We start from the raw sequence: 19,482 nt of genomic DNA, 5'->3' as shown, positions 1-19,482 counted from the left end.
CCTGTTAATCTTATTGACCTGCAAAACTAGCCAGACTTGACGATTGAGAGTTCATTTTGTTAATGGCCTGCTCCATAGCTGTAAACTGGCTATAATATCGAGTTTCCAGGTCTGTAAGTTTCTTAGTCATAGCAGACATTCGGCTTTTCAAATCACTCAGTTCTTTACCCATATTGCTGTCTTCATTAAAAGATACACCGATATCTGTCGAATACTTCGAAGTTCCTGCACGACTAGCCATTTGTCCTAGTGTAATATTCACTTTATCATACATTTCATTGAACAGACCTTTAGTAGCAGTACCATCTGCAGATCCGGTAAATAACTCCATTACCTCATCTGGATTTTCTTCTATGGCCTTGGTTAATTTGGCTTCATCTGAGATACTAAGAGCCCCACCTTCAAACCACTGCCCTGTAGTGATTCCAATCGAGCTCAAAGTTATACCCGAAGTACTTTTAGCAAAAACAACAGAATTCCTTAAGTTGGTTACGGTTTGATTAAGAATTTCATCCCCTTTTAACAGGCCACTCTTTGCCTTTGCTTCCCACCTAGTGACATCATCTTCTTTCATATCTTTCTTTTGCTCATCAGTAAGCGGAGCAAAATCTCTGTAGCGCTCTTCGGATAGTTTAGAGTTTAATGTATTTAATACGCTGTTATAATCACTAATAAATGACTTAATCGTCTCAACCATTTTAGTAGAGTCAACTTTAGTGTTCACAATCGCTGGTTTATCTGTCTCTGTTTTAGCAAGAATCGTAATGTCTACACCATTCATTCGCAGCGTATTAGTATTCAATTTCATCTGTTTACCGTTAATTGTTACATCAGCTTGTTTCCCACCTGTTGCAACACTTGTACTCATATTAAACGCATCCGTTAATGAACCTGAAAATGAAAAATCAGAATTTCCATATTCTTTGGATTTAAGTGTGATTTTCCCACTCGCTTCATCAAATGAAGCAGTTGCATTAATACTGGTATCTGCATTTATTTTTTTGATCACCGCATCAATGGAATCCGTGTTGGAGAAAGTAATTTCTTTAGGACTAGCAGTCGCAGAACTCTTTACACTCAATGTAAAAGTACCACCTGCCCCTAGATCACTTAACTTAGAATTTTTGGTTATTCCTGCACCTAGTGTTTCACTGCTCTCAAGCGATCTCTGGGTTGCTACACTAGCCACTGTTATAGTCATGGGAACCTGGCTCGCTGTTGGAGATGCTTTCACCGATATAGCTGCCGTATCCCCCGTTACTTCTGATTTGTATGCATTCACTTCCGTTGAAATACGGTATTTATTCAACTTGTTGTTACGAAAATCTACCAATTGGCTGTTAATTGTGCGATAGCTGTCGCGTTTCCATTCCAATGTCTGTTTTTGTTGTGACAGCTTATCAAGGGGAGCCCTCGCAGCTGTCATCATTTGTTTGACCAGAGTGTCGGTATCCATACCTGACGTTAATCCAGAAACTCTCATAATATTAACTCTCCTCTATAATTTATATTTTTTCATCTATAATAATCCCAGCAAACTCCATCATCTTAGCTACCAGATCCAACGTTTTCTCTGGTGGAATTTCACGAATTATCTCACCAGTTTCCTTATTTAGCACCTTAACCATAATCGAGTGCGTTTCTTTATGTACTGCAACTTCAAAGGCTGTTTCAGGGCCTTCTAATGCTTTTAGTGCACGATCAATGGCCTTTATTAACTGAGCTTCGCCTACAGGGATTTTATGACCCTGTTTCTCCAGTTGATCCATCTGCTGCTGATTAATTATCTGAGATGTGAGTGACGCATTACTTGATGAAGAAGATGTATATGTGGAACTACTTCTCTGATTCACAGAACCACCTGTGAAAGACACATCAGGATTCATATTCTTCAGACCTCCCACTCGTTTATTCCAATATTATATATATCGGCTTTTAGTAGCTTTGGCTTTACCCTTTTTAATAAAAAAAGAACTGCTGGCCCATATGGCCCAGCAGTTCTTGGATAAAATAATAATAGATATTAACGAAGCAATTGCAGAACGCCTTGTGGTTGTTGGTTCGCTTGAGCCAACATCGCTTGAGCAGCTTGTGTAAGGATGTTGTTCTTCGTGAACGACATCATTTCTTTCGCCATGTCAACGTCACGAATACGGGATTCAGCAGCTGACAAGTTCTCGGAAGTTGCACCCAAGTTATTGATTGTGTGCTCTAAACGGTTTTGGTTCGCACCCAGTTTAGAACGCTCTTCGGATACTGTATTCAAAGCATTGTTAATTGTAGTAATTGCTTTGTCAGCATTTCCTTGAGTAGAAATACGGATACCTTTAGTATCATCAACTTTAAGATCTGATAAATCTACTGTTACATCAGCAACAGCGATATCTGTATTCTTTCCATCGGATTTCACCGTGATGTCCTTACCTGCTGAAGAAAATGCTTTTTGAATTGCTGATGCAATTTCATCACGGGTAGCTAAAATATCACCAGCAGCAGTTCCAGTACCAGGACCTTGTCTCAAAGTAAGCTCAAGTTCGCCAGCAGCATTAAATTTAGCAGTAGTTTCTTTAACGAAATCATCTTTTGTAGTACCTGTCAATAATCCTGTTGTCTTAACTTCAACAGCTGCACCCTCATAACTTGTGAATACTACACCTAATTCATCTGATGTTGTTTCTTTACTCGTAACACCATTTACTGCTAATGAATCATTACTCATATTATTAACTGTCAGCTTAATACTTTGGCCAGAGTTAGCACCAATGTGGAAAGTTTTATCTGCGAAAGAACCATCCAATACTTTTTGGTTATTGAACTCAGTATCTGTAGAGATACGTTTGATTTCTTTGGACAATTCGTCAACTTCGGATTGAAGTTTTTGACGGTCAACACCTTCGTTAGTATCGGAAGAAGCTTGAACAGCCAATTCACGCATACGTTGCAGGATGCTGTGAGTTTCAGTCAATGCACCTTCAGCTGTTTGAATCAGGGAGATACCGTCTTGAGCGTTCTTTTGAGCCATATCCAAACCACGGATTTGACCACGCATTTTTTCGGAGATTGCCAGACCAGCAGCATCATCCCCTGCACGGTTGATACGAAGACCGGAAGACAATTTTTCCAAGTTTTTAGAAGAAGCACCTGTGTTTGCACCCAGTTGACGGTGCGTGTTCAAAGCCGCGATATTGTGGTTGATAATCATTAGAATTTCCTCCTTGAAATTAATAAATGTCCACATCCATGTGGTTAGCTTGATTCGTTAAGGTCGGCCGCCCCTCCGAACTAGCGTCTAATATATATATCGACCGAATATGACTCTGACTTTATAGTAAATATAGTTTTTTAGAAAATTTATTTTGGCTCTCTGTAATGTCTCATCAATGTTTCAATCTGATCCACTTGTTGAGCTGCCGATTCACGATTCGCTTCTTCAATAGCCAGATACACTTCCTTACGGAATATCTCGATATCCTTGGGTGCTTTAATTCCAATTCGAATGTTATCTCCTTCAACACTTAAGACAGTTATTTCAATCTCATCCTGAATGATTATGGATTCGCCTTTCTTTCGGGACAGGACTAGCATACTATTCACCATCCTTATCAGCCATACTCCGCTGTTCTTCTGCTTCTCTCCATAACGGATGTCGGGTTTGATATGGGGATTGCTGAAGTATAACTTGCCTACCTGATCGCATTTCCAGATTAAGTACGATAGGCGCTAACAAGTTTAACGTTGACTTGCCCACATCCTTGTTCATCGTTACCACACAACGCACAAGTAAATTGGATTGCAAAGACAACTCTTCCACAACATGATCTGCCAGCTCAAATTGATAATTCGGATAAAATACGAACGGGTCTGCTATAACCAACGATATATCTTCGTGTTCAACGGACTGTAAATAAGCAAATGGCCCTTCCGGAAAAGGAATAAATGCAAAATCCTTAACTTGATCAAACCCGGGAATGCCTTTAGTAAAATGAAAAATCAGATTCTCCGAAAAATCCTCTGTAACCGATGAAGTAGTCTCTACGACCATCATCATCCCCCACTCTCTTATTAAATGAAAAAAAGCTATAGATGGCATTCATTATACCTCTACAGCTTCAATATATTCCAACCCTAACCCATCCACTGCTCAAAACTCGGTGGTGTAATCTCTACCTTAGCGTATTGTTGTACTGCGATGTCCAATCTGCCTCGGGTATATTCAACTTCAGGACGCCTCACCTGAACGTCTATCTCTAACGAGCCCTCTACATATTGATATTCTGCTTTCTGAAGATCAAAGCGAATATCTACATTATCAAAAGAAGCCGGACCCCGAAATTCTACAAAACCATCCTTATCCCAAGACTTCCCTTTGATGTTGGAAATGGTGTTTCCCGGAATATGAATGGATGCCATTTGATGTCCTTCCTGCATTCGTCTAGCGATTCCCTGCAGAAAGATCGATGACAATTGAGAATAGATCCGCTGATTCATCTCAAGTGTAGCCCCACCATTATATGCCTTCCAGGCGCTTTCTTGATTCACTTCAAGCGTCGAAACAGGCTTCTGAATATTCAGCTGCGCAGGGGTGGAACGGATTGTCTGTTCCGCACGCGGCTGTTCAATCGAATAGCTTCCTAGTTCAGCTACAATACTTAAAATAGATGGCTGCTGATGGATTTGTATCTGAGGTATACTCAAGATGCACCTCCTATCTTAAGAAATCGGCAAGTGAAGGCGTAATGATTTTAGCACCGGCTGACAGAGTCGCATTATATATGTTCTCTTGGATTGAAGAATTCATAATTAATTCTGCATAGTCAGCATCTTCCGTCTTGGCCTGCAGATCTGTCAGATTGATACCCAAGTCTTGGAGACGACTTTGCATCAGTTCTACCCGGTTGGTTTTGGCACCAAGTTCAGCTCGAATCGTTGTGATTTTCTCCAATCGACTGTCGAACTTGTCCAATTGAGCGCCGATTGCTTCGAAGTCCCCATTCGTAAGTGCTTCCGTTAAACGATCGATTGTTGTGAACAATTGATCATCCTCGGATGTATCACCTGTTGAGCCAAAAATAGCAGATCCCGTAACGTTAATGCCCATTTGTACACTTTCCCCAACCGAATAAATAATGTTGTTATTATCTGTAGGTAGAACATCTGTCGTTATCGAATTACCATTAGCATCCTTAACGAAGTCGTAAGGTTTTTGCGTATAAGATTGACCATTGAAGACATATTTGCCATTCAATTTGCTGTTTCCGATATCGATTAACTGCTCTTTTAATTGCATGACTTCTGTTTTTATACTATCTAGTGCAGATTGAGGATTAGTAGAACTGGCGGCTTGTACGTTTAACTCCTTGAGTCTGTGAATAATATTACCTGTCTGATCTAACATCTGGTCACTGTGATCCAACCAGGATAAAGTATCATTCACATTTCGAGAGTATTGATCATTAGCTGATAATTCAGTACGGTACCGGAGAGAATACGTAATACCTACAGGGTCATCGGAGGGCTTGTTCAGTTTGCGTCCTGTAGCCAATTGATTTTGCGTCTCACTCATACGTACCGTATTACGGTTCAAGTTATGCATGAGTTGGGAACTGATCATATTTGAGGTTACTCTAAGCACGACTCACTACCCCTTTCTTCATATATTAGCGGCCAACTACGCCAGTTGAATTAATTAATTTGTCGAGCATTTCATCAAATGTGGTCATAAAACGTGCAGATGCATTATAGGCATGTTGGAATTTAATCATATCGGACATTTCTTCATCCAGGGATACACCACTTACCGATTGGCGTCTGCTGTCTACCTGTTGTAACAAAAGTGATGCGTTCTCTGTCTGACGCGATGCCTCTTGACCTTGCACACCTAACTGACCCACCAGAGAACTATACAAAGAATCAATTGTTCCTGTTTGAGTTCCCCCAGGTGATTGGAATTTAAGATCTTTTAAATTTGAAATTAAAAGCGCAAGTGAGTTACTACCAGCCACAACCTGTTCATTAGGTTCTGTACCTACTGTACGCATTGAAGAAGCAATCAATTTCGGATTCTCCTCAATTTGCGCATTTAAACGAATATTACCTGCTGTGATTGCCCCTCCACCTTGAGCTTCAAAAAACGGCAAACCACCCTTTGTAGTCCCATCCAAAGTATATCCCAATTGATGTAGGCCATTAAGTCCTTTAACTGTAACAACGGTGTCTTCGGTAACGTTTCTACCGGTTACTCCAGCTACAGTCACTCCTGGGGGAAGAACGGAACCTTTAGGAAGGGTAACCTGTACATCACCATTAGCAAGCGTGTTAGCCATATTGTTAAGTTGTTGCTGATAATCCGCAACATATACATCGCGTGAATACAACATACCATAGACTTCACCGCCAGTAATTCCGCCTGCATTGTATGCATTCTCTAAGAAGGCACTGTCTACCTGCGTAACTGCTGTTCCATTGACTAATTGTTGGGCCCCCATGGAAATCGTGTACCCTTGGTCAGTTTCTTGAACAGTAATATTCACAATTTGTGACAATTTGTCAGTAAACAGGTCCCTTTGATCTCTCAAATCATTCGCGTTATCACCCAAGGACTCCAGCTTTCTAATAGAATCATTTAAATCAGCAATAGATGTGAGATAGTTCTGAACCTCGTTCGCTTTTACTCCAACGTTCGTTGTTAAATCCTGACTGAGGCTATCTAATTGGCGACTCATATAGTTGAAAGCATCGGTCATGGCTACTGCCGTTTCCTTCACAATTTTACGTGTTGTCTCATTTTCAGGATCTTTGCTTAGCTCCGACCACGATTTCCAAAATTGATCCATTACTGTTCGAATGCCTGTGTCTGATGGTTCATTAAATATGCCCTCAAGTTTACTAAGAGAATCAGATTGGATATTCCAACTACCAGAGGCATTTGCTTCTCCTCTATATTGAGTATCTAAAAACGCTTCTCTTATTCTAGTGATTGAATTGAACTCCACCCCTGTACCGAGTTGTCCCGGGGCCATAGAACGATTCATTCCCAGTGCATCTATTGATATAGAAGCATTCATATTAACACGTTGTCTAGAGTATCCCGGCGTGTTTGCGTTTGCGATGTTATGTCCAGTCGTACTTAAGGCAGTTGTATGAGTAAACAAACTCCTCTTCGCCGTTTCAATGGAGTGAAATGTAGATACCATCGAAATATACTTCCCCCTTATGCGCTCTACGCGCGAGTATCAAACATTCCTATGCGACTTCCTCCGACTTGTTTTCCAGCAGGAGGTTGGTAAGTTACTTCTTGATCAGGAACTCCACTAAACAGATTCATAGAATAATCCAAAAATTGAAGTGATTGCTCAACAAGGGTTTGGTTCATATCATTTAATGCCTTAAGCTCTGATAATGAATTAGCCAACTGCTGTTGCTTCCCAAGCAAGATTTCCTTATCCTTCGGATCAAATACCAAACGTGATAATTCTGTAAGGTTTAAGTTCAGAGCGGATTTAATCCCTTTCTCTTGTAAAAACAAGTGACAGCAATTAACTCGCTCTTCTTCTAGGCGAAGTATCTCCTTAAGGACCCTTGATTCCTGATTATTGATTTGAATCAGCTCACTGACTTGATTATTCATTATTGCAGTTCTTTTGGATTTTCCCCAATGCAACATGGTCTGATGAGCAGCATCAAGTTGATCTAGAACATTAAAAAGTTGAGCTAACGCCATGGTTGCCTCCTATTGTTCCCCGGTAGACTTAAAGTACGGCAGTAACTTGTCAGCAAGTTTACTGCTGTCTACCTGGTAAGTTCCCGAACTTACCTGTTCTTTCAGTTCCTGTATCCGTTGTAATCGTCCTGCATCCTGTGTACGACCTTGTTCCTCAAGCATCTTCATCGCCTCCGGAGAAATGGATACCTCGTCCTTACGGCGGCTCTTTTTGGCATCAGCCTGCTGATTGGATTCAACGTTCCTCTGATATGAATTGATTGCACCAATTCTACTCGGTTCATTGATTTTCATACGAATTGCACTTCCTTCCACCTTAAGATTTTTCACATTATCTTTATATTGTCGAACGATTAGGATAATAAAAAAAACCGATAATCTTTAATAAGTTTATCGGTACGTTCCAAAACATTTGTTATAGCAAAACTTGTATTTAAGCCCTCGTTCCTATAGATCCCGTAGTTTGTCGACAGCATTATAGGTTCGTCCGCCTATGCTGCCGTTATCCTTCTGACCTACTTCTCGAGCCGCTCCAGCCAAATCTTTCGTCAAACGATTCCGGCAAGAGTCGCACATATGGCCATCACGGATCAGGGTTCCGCACACTTCACAAGGATACATCATATTGGGGGCGTTTTCGATGGAAATCCGTCCCTCACGAATGAACTTGGTAATATTTTTAATTGAAACGTCTGTTGCATCAGACAGTTCCTGTATGTTAGTGCCCTTGTTTTCGCGTAGATAATCCACACAAGTCTGGTATTCCAGTTCAATTTCCTTGATACAGTTCGAGCATACATCCCGAAAATTCAACGCATATAATTTGCCACAACGCGGACAATTACCCAGATTCATCGCTAAAACGCCCCTCTCAAACTTCCTATTCCGAAATGGATAATAACTATACATTACCTTATTTTCTCACTTCAAGTCCATAGCCTCTTTGCGAATAAAAAAGGGGTATAGGGTGCATGTATGCGCAACCTATACCCCTGATCTAGATCCTTAATTCAATGTTTTGATGCTTAGTACAGAAGTCCATGCACTCATATTTTGATCATTCAGTGCACGAATGCGATATTTATGAAGGCTTGATGGAAGCAAATCAGAATGAATAAAGGTTATATCATTTATTGTCGCTACGATTTGACCATCTGCTTCAATTTCATACGAAGAGGCACCAATGACTGCATCCCATGTTAATACAATACCCGTACTGTCTGGGGCCCCTTTCAATACTGGGGTGCTCAATTGTGTTGTTCCTTTAATCAAATCACTCCATGTTCCTACGCCAGCGGCATTCTTCGACCGGATGCGGAAGGTGTGATCTGTGTTGGCTGTAAGACCACTCTTCGTGTATGCAGCAGCAGTTGTCGACACTACGCCGCCATCAATCTCAAGATCGTAACCAGTTGCTCCAGTTACTGCGTTCCATTTCAAAGCTATTGCCACATTCGTGACGGAGTTTATAGTGAATCCAGTAACGGAAGCAGGCAATGTGCTTTGCGTCAAAATGGCTGTCCACGCACTTGTATTGGTGTCGGTCAGCGCACGTACACGATATTTATGTGCTGTTCCTGCGAACAGACTGCTATGCGTATATGAAGGGTTGTTCACTGCCCCCACGACCACGCCATCAGCTTCTACTTCATATTTGGTAGCGTCGGCGATTTCTGCCCATGTCAGATTAATAGCCGTTTCTTCCGATGTCGCTTTCAACACTGGGGTATTCAATTGCGTGGTTCCGGTGATTAAATCACCCCATGCTCCTACTCCCGCGGCATTCTTGGAACGGATGCGGAAGGTGTGATCTGTGTTGGCTGTAAGACCACTCTTCGTGTAGGCAGCAGCAGTGGTGGATACTACGGTGCCATCAATCTCCAGATCATATCCGGTAGCTCCAGTTACTGCGTTCCATTTTAGTGCAATCGCCACATTCGTTACCGAGCTAATAGTCAATCCACTAACGGAAGCAGGCAACGTGCTTTGCGTCAAAATGGCTGTCCACGCACTTGTGTTGGTGTCGGTCAGAGCACGTACGCGATATTTATGTGCTGTTCCTGCAAGCAAGCTGCTGTGCGTGTACGATGGTTCGATCACTGTTGCTACTACTGCTCCATCAGCTTCTACTTCATATTTGGTAGCGTCGGCGATTTCTGCCCATGTCAGATTAATAGCCGTTTCTTCCGATGTCGCTTTCAATACAGGAATGTTCAATTGCGTAGTTCCGCTAATCAAATCACTCCATGTTCCTACACCTGCAGCATTCTTCGAGCGTATGCGGAAAGTGTGATCTGTATTGGCTGCAAGACCACTTTTCGTGTAGGCAACTCCGGTGACAGCAACAACTGTTCCGTCGATCTCCAGATCGTAACCAGTTGCTCCGGTTACTGCGTTCCATTTCAAAGCTATTGCTGCATTCGTTACCGAGCTAATAGTCAATCCGCTCACGGATGCTGGAATTGTACTTTGTGTCAAAATGGCTGTCCACGCACTTGTGTTGGTATCGGTCAGAGCACGTACGCGATATTTATGCGCTGTTCCTGCGAGCAAGCTGCTGTGCGTATACGATGGTTCGTTCACGATCCCCACGACCACGCCATCGGCCTCTACCTCATATTTCGTAGCGTCGGCGATTTCTGCCCACGTCAGGTTAATAGCTGTTTCTTCCGATGTCGCTTTCAACACTGGGATGTTCAATTGCGTCGTTCCGCTGATCACATCACTCCATGTTCCTACTCCTGCGGCATTCTTGGAGCGGATACGGAAGGTGTGATCTGTATTGGCTGCGAGACCACTCTTCGTGTAGCCAGCAGCTGTAGTGGATACTAATACACCATCAATTTCCAGATCATAACCCGTTGCTCCAGTTACTGCATTCCATTTTAAAGCTATTGCTGTATTTGTTACCGAGGTAATAATCAATCCGCTCACGGATGCCGGGATTGTGCTTTGCGTCAAAATGGCTGTCCACGCACTTGTATTGGTATCGGTCAGAGCACGTACGCGATATTTATGTGCTGTTCCTGCCAGCAAGCTGATGTGCGTGTATGAAGAGTTGTTCACTGTTGCTACTACAACGCCATCAGCTTCCACCTCATATTTCATAGCGTCGGTGATTTCTGCCCATGTCAGGTTAATAGCTGTTTCTTCCGATGTGGCTTTCAATACAGGAGTGTTCAATTGCGTAGCTCCGCTAATCAAATCACTCCATGTTCCTACACCTGCAGCATTCTTCGAGCGAATGCGGAAAGTGTGATCTGTGTTGGCTGCAAGACCACTCTTCGTGTAGGCAACACCAGTAACAGCGACAACTGTTCCGTCGATCTCCAAATCGTAACCTGTCGCTCCAGTTACTGTATTCCATTTTAAAGCTATTGCTGCATTCGTTACCGAGCTAATAGTCAGTCCACTGACGGAAGCTGGGATTGTACTTTGCGTCAAAATGCCTGTCCATGCACTCACATTGGTATCCGTCAAAGCACGTACACGATATTTATGTGCTGTTCCTGCGAGCAAGCCGCTATGTGTGTACGAAGGTTCGTTCACTGTCGCCACTACCACGCCATCAGCTTCCACTTCATATTTCATAGCGTCGGCGATTTCTGCCCACGTCAGGTTGATAGCCGTTTCTTCGGACGTCGCTTTCAATACAGGAGTGTTCAATTGCGTGGTTCCGCTAATCAAATCACTCCATGTTCCTACGCCTGCGGCATTCTTGGAACGAATACGGAAGGTGTGGTCTGTATTTGCTGTAAGACCACTCTTGTTGTAGGCAGTGGCGGTAGTGGATACTACGGCGCCATCAATCTCCAGGTCATACCCCGTTGCTCCGGTTACTGCATTCCATTTCAATGCTATTGCTGCATTCGTTACGGTGTTAATAGTCAGCCCAGTAACAGAGGTCGGCAATGTGCTTTGCGTCAAAATGGCTGTCCATGCACTTGTGTTGGTGTCGGTCAAAGCCCGTACGCGATATTTATGTGCTGTCCCTGCGAGCAGACTGCTGTGCGTGTATGAAGGTTCGCTCACTGTCCCCACGACCACGCCATCGGCTTCTACTTCATATTTCGTAGCGTCAGCGATTTCTGCCCATGTCAGATTAATAGCCGTTTCTTCCGATGCGGCTTTCAAAACTGGTGTATTTAATAATGTGGTTCCGCTAATCAAATCACTCCATGCTCCTACACCGGCAGCATTCTTCGACCGGATGCGGAAGGTGTGATCTTTGTTGGCTGCAAGACCACTCTTCGTGTAGGCAACGCCGGTGACAGAGACAACCGTACCGTCGATTTCAAGATCGTATCCAGTGGCTCCAGTTACAGTTGTCCATTTTAACGCTATAGCCGCATTGGTTACAGAGTTCACTGTTAGTCCTGCAACAGAACCTGGTAGCGTATTTTGACTCAGTACGGCTGTCCACGCACTTGTATTGGTATCTGTCAAAGCACGCACACGGTATTTATGAGCTGTACCTGGTGTGAGTCCGATATGCGTAAATGTCGGATCTACAACAATACCTGCAATTACTCCATCGGCTTCAACTTCATATGAAGTAGCACCCTCAATAGAAGGCCAAACGAGAATAATTTCTTCCTGTGAAGGACTTGATTTTAATACAGGTGTGCTCAATTGAGTTGACACGGTTAAAAGATCAGACCAACTGCCTGCCCCGCCTGTATTTTTTGGTCTTAAGCGGAAAGTATGTTCTGTATTAGGAATGAGTCCTGTTTTGCTATATGTGGTACCAGTCACAGCCACGATATTACCGTCAATCTCCAAATCGTAACCCGTTGCACCTTTTACAGCGGTCCAGGATAGTGCAACTTTATTAAATGTTGCTTCTGTTACTTTCAAACCACTGACGGAGTCCGGAACGACCAGTTGCGTTATTGTTTTACTCCAGTCGCTCTCATTGTTGGAGGACAGAGCTTTTAGCGTGTACGTATGACTTGAATTTGCTGCGAGACCCTCATGCTCATAAGATGTCACATTGCCAAGCTCGATAGGCGTTTCATCATCAATCTTTAATTGATAACGATCAGCCTCATCAACCGCATTCCATTGGATAATATTTTTACCTTCCTGGGAGCTTGCCGAAACCACCGGTTGTTGGAGCAAAGTTTTGATCTCATACATAGGGCTCCAATCACTTGTACCTATTGAATTTAGAGCACGTACTCTATAGGAATACAACGTATCAGGCAATAATGAATTGCTGCCAAAGGTTGTCCCATAGTAAGGCCCTTTAACGACCCCATTCTCCTCAATTTCATATTGTACGGCCTGCTGTGCATGCTGCCAGCTCAAGTTAACCGTATTTTCACTTTGTTTTCCTGTGATCCCAGCCGGAATAGAAGGGATGTTGCTAATCGTCACCGGGTCTACCAGCTGTTTGGTAAAAGAGGCCGGCTCTGCTTTGCGTGTATAATATGGGTTCAGTTCAGAATAAAAGTCCACTACCTCTCCCGTATCCGCATTAACGATCAAACTTAACTGCCTAACATCATAATTGTATACATCAACCGGTGTAAGCTGACCCAGAACATTATAGTTTGAGATTGTCCATTGCCCCACTTCCATGCCGGATTGTCTATACGTCATCTCAGTGAAGTAATCACGAACCTTACTTAGATCAATAAGAAATGCATTGTCGATCTGTCCAGTATACTTGGATGTATACGAGCCGAAACTTATATTCGTAATATCACTGGTAAATCCCAAGATGGACTGCCTTCTTGTAAAAGAGTAACCTGTTGTTGAAATATTGTAGGATCTAACCCAACTAAGATCAACATCCTTCTGATTCACCTGTAATTTACCGTTGTTGTTCGTCATCACATACTGAAAGTCATTACTCGATGAGACGACTCCGTTATTCGTTGCGGCATTTGCCCGATTTCCCCCGTACACGTCAAACTGCCCGAATACCAGCATCAGCACCAGTAAACGGACGGTCCATAAGTAAAACCTATTTTTTCTTTTTCCTGCACCCACCGTTGTTCTCTCCTTCAAAAGATATGTTGTGCCACTCCCTGTGCTGTCACCCATGGTGAACGGCAGAACTATCTATTCTACAAGGTAGAATAAATCCCTCTTTTTTACATGTAAAAATATTCTTATTTAATATATATTCATAATTTCGTTAAACAACCAATATACAAATCATATACATGTATATGAAAATCCATAATAGTGATGACGCTGTACATACAAGAACGCACTTTCTCTTTTCTATATAAAAGATATTAATTATTATCATCATATAATTTGAGTATGATAGCCATTTATTAAGTAATATTCATATTCCGGTCAGGATCTGGCCAAAGTCAGCGTGTAAATTTCGATTGGAAGGTTAATAGAATATCCAGCGTTCAGGATCACCTGTCCGCAAGCATCCAAGGTGCTACCGGTTGTGTAAATATCATCAAGCATCAGCAAGCGTAAGGGACCAATTTCCCAACCTTGTTTTGTTGGTCTGAAATTCGAAGAGGCTCCTTGTCCAATCGTAGATGAATTAGCTGGCTGTGAATGCATCTCCTTTTGCGCGAATTGAGAGTTGGCTTGATAGAGGTCATATATCAACTCCAGTCCATCCGGCTGCATTGCAAATGCATCTTGCATGGTCTGAATACGCTCGCCGCGTGTTTTGAAGCTTTGTTTGGTGGTGTTGATCCGACGCTGCAGCAGATCAACTACAGGTAGGCGGACGGCTGCGGCAAGTCCTGCTGCGAGCCGCTCGGCCTGGTTGAAGCCGCGCTCAGCAAGGCGTTCGTTGCTGACGGGGACATAGGTCACCGCGTCTGGCCGCCATCGCGGCTTATTGTTTTGGAGCAGCGACTGGCGGTTGCGCGTCGCTGCTCCGGGATGAGCGTACGTGTAGTACTCGTCTGAGCTGTGGTTGTTGTGTTGCGCTTGTATATGCACAGGCGCTAACGCGGTAGGTAAGTGAACGGGCGCGGGCGTTGTTACGCGCCCGTTAGGTCGGTGAACGAGTTCGTTTGTTGACGCGCTCGAGCCAGGTGGATGTGAATTGGCAGCCACCTGGTATTGAGCAGGTGTGGCGGGATAAGCCAAGGGGGCCAGGGTTTCTTTTGCCAAAACAGGGTTGAGTTCTTCTTTCATTGCTTGAAATGCTTGAATCATAAGAGCAGTTAACAGTGGCGCGTAGCGCTCGTGGCCTCTGAATTTGTACATCCCAATCCATTCCTTCATTAGAGCGTTATACTGGACGGCGCTGCGGTTGCATATGAAAGAACGGTTTTGCATGTGTGGGCGGACGCAGTCCGGGCAGCCAATCCCTCGACCACAACGCAGACAGCGGATGGAACGAATCCATGGAATTTGCTGCACACAACGCAGACATATACCGGGGTAGGTCGGAGACAATATTGCTCGGGTACCACAAGTTAGACAAGTCGCTCCGGGTGGCGCGAGTAATCCATGCAGGCGATCGGTGAGTTGGTGCACGTAGTCAGTGATGCTGCTTAGCCAGTTCGACATCCGATTGTAACCTCCCTCAGTATCTATTGATGTGTTGGCGGGTGAAGGTAGCCTTTGCGTTTTGCGATGGTGTTCATCTTTTGGATCTGGGCCACCGCTTTCATCTGGGAACGCGTACGACGGGATGATGCAAAGACGACCCTTCCTGCCGGATCATCCATAGATCGACCCGCTCTACCCGCCATCTGTACCAGAGAAGCTTCGTCAAAGAGGCCATTGTCCGCATCCAAAATAAATACATCGCTGCGCGGAATGGTGACGCCCCGCTCCAAGATAGTGGTGGTCACAAGCAGACGTATAGTCCGTTCACGAAAAGCAATAACCTTGCTCGCACGATCCGGATCTTGAGATGATGTTCCTTCGATATGGATTTGTGGAAACATGCGACGCATGAGATTTACAAATGCCTCAATCTGAGCGATCCGTGTCACAAATACAAATACTTGAGCTTCGCGCAGCAAAGAGGTTTGAATACTCTTTTTTAGTGTGGCGGGTAGCTCTCCCTTTCGAATACATTCAGCGACGGTAGCCATTTTCAGTAAACGCGGTACAGGTAAAGGGTGGCGGTGGAAGCGGACGGGAACTTTGGCGTGAGTGAGTTTTCCTTGCGCTGCTTCCCGCTGTAGCCTAGCTGGCGGGGTAGCGGACAGGTACACAAAATGACCATCAGGCATGCATGAGGACGCAGCCGCATGAGCGAGCATGGGATCATTATGGTAGGGAAACGCGTCGAGCTCATCGATAATGACCAGATCAAATGCCTGGTAAAAACGCATCAGTTGGTGCGTGGTCGCGAGTGTGAGCTGCGCGTCTTTCCAGCGCTCGGTGCTGCCTCCGTATAGCGTAGCGAGTGAGATGTCGGGGAACGCCTTCGCCAAACGAGGGGCAAGCTCTAGCACGACATCCCGGCGCGGCGTAGCAACAAGCGCACGTCCACCGCGCTCCAATATGTATTGGAGCAAAGGAAATATCATTTCCGTCTTGCCGGCCCCGGTCACGGCCCACAGCAAAAACCGCCCCGGCCCATCCCCTGCGGATGGCTGGGCCAAAAACTCCAGCGCCGCTGCAGCCGCCGCGCTCTGCGCAGGGCTGAGCCCCCACCGGGCAAGTCCGCCCTCGGTGGGGGAGACGGCCGTGCCACGCTGCGATGCACCGTGTGGCATGGCCCCTGGCGCTGCGCTACGCAGCAGCAGCGCACAGGCACGGCTGCGCCCCAGCGCGAGGCAAGCCTCGCAGTAGGCGCACGCCGCCAGGCCGCAGGCAGCGCAGGGCACGCGCTGCCCGGCAAAGCTGCCGCATCGGCGGCAGCGGGGCGCGCTTTGCGCGCGACCAAGCCACGCGAGGCGTTGCCGCCGCGTGGCAGGCCCTTCCAGGGCGGCTGCTATGCTCAGCCGCCCACGCAGGTGCGCGAGCTGCGCAGCCGCGCGCCAAACCGAGGCAAGCTGCGGCGACGTGTCCGCCAGCAGCGCCTCTGCCTCGGTCGCCAGCAATTGGCGGCCGTGAAGCCGCTCAGCCAGCAGGGCAGCGCCCCGCTCCAGCTGAGCCCACTCCCCGGCGGGATACGGCTCTGGCATCCCGCCCACTTCCGCACCTCTTTCAGCAGTAATCCCCGCTTTGCCCGCCTCCAGGTCCCCGGAAGCCCGCTCGTACTTTTCCAGTTTGCGCTGCATATACGCCTGCCAATGCTCCTCTCCCCACTGATCCATCCCCCGCTCCATCTCAAAATTCTCTACCATCCAAGAGGCCTGACTTAAAGGCAACTCCCTGCCTAACAGCAACCATCGCAACACCCGAAGACCGCTCACCCCCTCAAGCCACCACGCTGCATCCACTCGAATATCCAGTGACAGCACCATCTTCCACTCTTCTCTCAATCGGCACACATATAACCCAACCTTCATTTCGCTCTCCTCCCTCATCCTCCATGTCCCAAAACGCAAAAAAGCACATGCAGACCGACTATTCGTCGGAGCATGTGCTTCATGTCCATATCTCATTCAGTTCAATATCTACTTGTAATATCACTATATCAATTGTGGAACCTTCCCACAAGTTCTACTAACAACAACATCTCTTTTTATTACTCTAAACTTTCAAACTAAACTTGCATCGGTTATGTAAATCACATCTTATGCTTTTTATTCTGAATCTAGTTTGTGCCGCTTTGTTTAAGTCGGCTAAGAAACATTCTATTATATCGGTTTATGATTTCATCCAATATCTCAGATTGCTTAACCACTAAAGGATGTTGTAATCCGTAAACGGCTACAAGTTCATATAAACTCTTCCTTTCACGTTCCAAGTCATCTTCGTTATCATTCGCAGAATATCTCATAGAAATCTCACCTCTATGAATAGTTTAACCTTTTATGTAAAAACATAGGTTTCTGCAAAAAATACAAAAAACACAACTCTGTTTGTATTTGAACAACAAAATTGTGCCCTGAAATGTTTACCATCCGCCTTCGCCATGTGAATCTGTCGTTGTGACGATTGGAGTTGGTGCTGTAGGTTCTACCTCTTCTGCAAATGATGTTGATGTTGTACTCACGGGTACACCAAGCAACAGTGCTATCGCAAGGATTACAGTCAGAATCACTGTTTTTTTCTTCATTTTGTATTCCGAACCTCCCTGAGCAATGTCGTATATTGATGAAGCTCGTCTTCCGTTGCCAAATGCCGAATGGTATCGAACGCACATATGCATCGAAGCATGCATCTTTCATTTTTTATATTAGCTGAGATTGCCAAACTATTTAAAACATATTGAATCCCAGCATGAGTACGATCTGTATTTAAATAATAGTCTCCTACATCAGCCAGAAAATGAACAAAACGATCCCCCATAATCTGATCCGTATAGGAGCCTACCGTTACTCGTTCTTGTGTATAGAATATTATCGTGTCTTCAAATCGCTCCAATACATGATCAACGTTCAAATTATATGTTAGTGCTGATTTCATAATTTTGAATAATCCACGCAATAACTCGTTCTCTTTGGTAGCCAGATATTCAACATATTCATCCAGGATATGAACTTCTCCCGACACAAGCTGATACAGATATTTATTCGCTTTTGCCCATTCACGAAATTGGCTTTTCGTTTTCTCCGCTGCTGTATTATTCTCTTTGATCCAATCATGGTTTTCATAACAGGATACATGGTACAGCGCTTGTTGGTAATCATCTTTCTCTTCAGCAATGGAGCCGAGAATAAGGTTGGCATACAGAATGTAACCGAATAACGGTTTAGCTGGCTCATCATAACTCTTACCCGTTCGAATTCGTTTATGTTTCATCTCATATTGAATGCGTGCGAGTCTGCCCATTTCATTTGCAACTTTGCTCGCCTTGTCCCACCTTCTTAGTGAAAGAAATAAATTAGTCAGGTCCTTCAACGCATCCAGTTGTTCGACCTCATTAAGTCTTGCGACAAAGGGTTCAAATTGTACAGCACATTCCAGGTTGTTCTGTTGATCATCATTAATGGATAATTTAAAAATCCGATACTGACAAATGGCCAATCTTTCCGCATGCTGATATCGTTCCGCCTCACAAACCTTGCGATATATCATTAATGCAGTTGTCACTCTACCTTCATCGTTCAATAATTCTGCAAACTCAAATAGTGGTTTAATGTAGGCAGCATTCTCCATCATCATATCTACAGTCCGTTCTACGCAGTCATTTTTCCCAAGTTCAGAGCAACGCATCATAAACGGACGAAGTCGTCTCCAATTCATCGAAGAATCATTGAAAAGCTCATCCACATACTGATCGTAGAAAAAGCCTTCATCTAGCCCCATATGTTCAGTGATAATATCCAGAATTTTAACGGAAAAGGGTTGGGAACCGTGAATGACTCTACTCAAAGTTCCAGAATTAATACCTGATTTCTCTGCAAAATGATAGATCAGAATCTGGTTTTCATTGATATAACGTATAAACTCCGAACGGATTGTCTTATGCAGTAGCTCCATGTAAAGATACCCCCCTCCGAAAAATCCATTTCCAATTCATATATACAGTATTTAGTGCATTATAGGATTTATTAAACCCATGGTCAATACAGGTATACGATCATTCCTCATCACACTTTTTAAAGCTCTCGTCTCTACTTGATAGCCCGATTTACTAATTCAATGAGTAGCGATAATCTTTCTTTGATCATGCGAAACTTTTTCCAATCTGCCTCGTCTATACTTTTAACTTAAGAGTTCTAATTTCAAAAAGGTTCGTGCTGCGATCCCAACAAGGC

17 protein-coding genes are annotated in these 19,482 nt (G+C 44.4%); all 17 read right to left on the bottom strand.

Translation table 11 applies throughout. The features are described 5' to 3' along the window. Positions 1-10 precede the first annotated feature (10 nt). The gene (fliD, locus tag AC4PM4_RS11780; protein WP_491613660.1) at positions 11-1,483 is read right to left on the bottom strand and encodes a flagellar filament capping protein FliD; all 1,473 of its coding nucleotides are present in this window, start codon (positions 1,481-1,483) and stop codon (positions 11-13) included. A 22-nt stretch (positions 1,484-1,505) separates the two neighbouring features. Continuing rightward, entirely contained in the window at positions 1,506-1,886 is a 381-nt protein-coding gene (locus AC4PM4_RS11775; protein ID WP_310854934.1) for a flagellar protein FlaG, read from the bottom strand. Positions 1,887-2,023: 137 nt separating this feature from the next. Further along, positions 2,024-3,202, bottom strand: a complete 1,179-nt coding sequence (locus AC4PM4_RS11770; RefSeq protein ID WP_491613659.1) for a flagellin N-terminal helical domain-containing protein — start codon at positions 3,200-3,202, stop codon at positions 2,024-2,026. Between the two features lie 149 nt (positions 3,203-3,351). Continuing rightward, the gene (gene csrA / locus AC4PM4_RS11765) at positions 3,352-3,585 is read right to left on the bottom strand and encodes a carbon storage regulator CsrA (protein WP_491613688.1); all 234 of its coding nucleotides are present in this window, start codon (positions 3,583-3,585) and stop codon (positions 3,352-3,354) included. A 1-nt stretch (position 3,586) separates the two neighbouring features. After that, positions 3,587-4,048 (bottom strand): flagellar assembly protein FliW, encoded by a 462-nt coding sequence (locus AC4PM4_RS11760; protein ID WP_256337974.1) that lies wholly within the window; start codon positions 4,046-4,048, stop codon positions 3,587-3,589. A gap of 77 nt (positions 4,049-4,125) precedes the next feature. Then, a complete protein-coding gene (locus AC4PM4_RS11755) occupies positions 4,126-4,695 on the bottom strand; it encodes a DUF6470 family protein (RefSeq protein ID WP_090808879.1) in 570 nt (189 codons plus the stop codon). A gap of 10 nt (positions 4,696-4,705) precedes the next feature. Then, positions 4,706-5,632 (bottom strand): flagellar hook-associated protein FlgL, encoded by a 927-nt coding sequence (gene flgL / locus AC4PM4_RS11750; RefSeq protein WP_090808880.1) that lies wholly within the window; start codon positions 5,630-5,632, stop codon positions 4,706-4,708. Between the two features lie 25 nt (positions 5,633-5,657). Further along, entirely contained in the window at positions 5,658-7,193 is a 1,536-nt protein-coding gene (gene flgK / locus AC4PM4_RS11745) for a flagellar hook-associated protein FlgK (protein WP_090808882.1), read from the bottom strand. A gap of 26 nt (positions 7,194-7,219) precedes the next feature. Continuing rightward, entirely contained in the window at positions 7,220-7,720 is a 501-nt protein-coding gene (locus tag AC4PM4_RS11740) for a flagellar protein FlgN (RefSeq protein ID WP_090808883.1), read from the bottom strand. A 9-nt stretch (positions 7,721-7,729) separates the two neighbouring features. After that, positions 7,730-8,014, bottom strand: a complete 285-nt coding sequence (gene flgM, locus AC4PM4_RS11735) for a flagellar biosynthesis anti-sigma factor FlgM (protein ID WP_090808885.1) — start codon at positions 8,012-8,014, stop codon at positions 7,730-7,732. Between the two features lie 153 nt (positions 8,015-8,167). Continuing rightward, on the bottom strand, positions 8,168-8,575 hold the full coding sequence (locus AC4PM4_RS11730) for a TIGR03826 family flagellar region protein (RefSeq protein WP_090808887.1): 408 nt from the start codon (positions 8,573-8,575) through the stop codon (positions 8,168-8,170). A 150-nt stretch (positions 8,576-8,725) separates the two neighbouring features. Further along, positions 8,726-13,717, bottom strand: coding sequence for a fibronectin type III domain-containing protein (locus AC4PM4_RS11725; protein WP_491613658.1), 4,992 nt, complete (start codon positions 13,715-13,717; stop codon positions 8,726-8,728). A gap of 315 nt (positions 13,718-14,032) precedes the next feature. Continuing rightward, complete coding sequence (locus AC4PM4_RS11720) at positions 14,033-14,989, bottom strand: ComF family protein (RefSeq protein WP_491613657.1); 957 nt, start codon at positions 14,987-14,989, stop codon at positions 14,033-14,035. 257 nt (positions 14,990-15,246) lie between these two features. Beyond that, entirely contained in the window at positions 15,247-16,497 is a 1,251-nt protein-coding gene (locus AC4PM4_RS11715) for a helicase-related protein (RefSeq protein ID WP_491613656.1), read from the bottom strand. Between the two features lie 875 nt (positions 16,498-17,372). After that, a complete protein-coding gene (locus AC4PM4_RS11710; protein ID WP_310854003.1) occupies positions 17,373-17,558 on the bottom strand; it encodes a Spo0E family sporulation regulatory protein-aspartic acid phosphatase in 186 nt (61 codons plus the stop codon). Between the two features lie 117 nt (positions 17,559-17,675). Then, entirely contained in the window at positions 17,676-17,837 is a 162-nt protein-coding gene (locus AC4PM4_RS11705) for a hypothetical protein (RefSeq protein WP_310854004.1), read from the bottom strand. After that, complete coding sequence (locus AC4PM4_RS11700) at positions 17,834-19,204, bottom strand: helix-turn-helix domain-containing protein (RefSeq protein ID WP_491613655.1); 1,371 nt, start codon at positions 19,202-19,204, stop codon at positions 17,834-17,836. The genes AC4PM4_RS11705 and AC4PM4_RS11700 overlap by 4 nt, the downstream gene beginning before the upstream one ends. Positions 19,205-19,482: the final 278 nt, after the last annotated feature.

This window comes from Paenibacillus sp. MDV22-iso6 (assembly GCF_058408365.1).
This window is presented reverse-complemented; position numbering and strand designations above follow the sequence as displayed.

Coding starts and splice junctions, on each gene's coding strand:
- fliD (WP_491613660.1), bottom strand. CDS start 1,483: ATGAGAGTTTCTGGATTAACGTCAGGTATGGATACCGACACTCTGGTC.
- AC4PM4_RS11775 (WP_310854934.1), bottom strand. CDS start 1,886: ATGAATCCTGATGTGTCTTTCACAGGTGGTTCTGTGAATCAGAGAAGT.
- AC4PM4_RS11770 (WP_491613659.1), bottom strand. CDS start 3,202: ATGATTATCAACCACAATATCGCGGCTTTGAACACGCACCGTCAACTG.
- csrA (WP_491613688.1), bottom strand. CDS start 3,585: ATGCTAGTCCTGTCCCGAAAGAAAGGCGAATCCATAATCATTCAGGAT.
- AC4PM4_RS11760 (WP_256337974.1), bottom strand. CDS start 4,048: ATGATGATGGTCGTAGAGACTACTTCATCGGTTACAGAGGATTTTTCG.
- flgK (WP_090808882.1), bottom strand. CDS start 7,193: ATGGTATCTACATTTCACTCCATTGAAACGGCGAAGAGGAGTTTGTTT.
- AC4PM4_RS11740 (WP_090808883.1), bottom strand. CDS start 7,720: ATGGCGTTAGCTCAACTTTTTAATGTTCTAGATCAACTTGATGCTGCT.
- flgM (WP_090808885.1), bottom strand. CDS start 8,014: ATGAAAATCAATGAACCGAGTAGAATTGGTGCAATCAATTCATATCAG.
- AC4PM4_RS11730 (WP_090808887.1), bottom strand. CDS start 8,575: ATGAATCTGGGTAATTGTCCGCGTTGTGGCAAATTATATGCGTTGAAT.
- AC4PM4_RS11720 (WP_491613657.1), bottom strand. CDS start 14,989: ATGCAAAACCGTTCTTTCATATGCAACCGCAGCGCCGTCCAGTATAAC.
- AC4PM4_RS11710 (WP_310854003.1), bottom strand. CDS start 17,558: ATGAGATATTCTGCGAATGATAACGAAGATGACTTGGAACGTGAAAGG.
- AC4PM4_RS11705 (WP_310854004.1), bottom strand. CDS start 17,837: ATGAAGAAAAAAACAGTGATTCTGACTGTAATCCTTGCGATAGCACTG.
- AC4PM4_RS11700 (WP_491613655.1), bottom strand. CDS start 19,204: ATGGAGCTACTGCATAAGACAATCCGTTCGGAGTTTATACGTTATATC.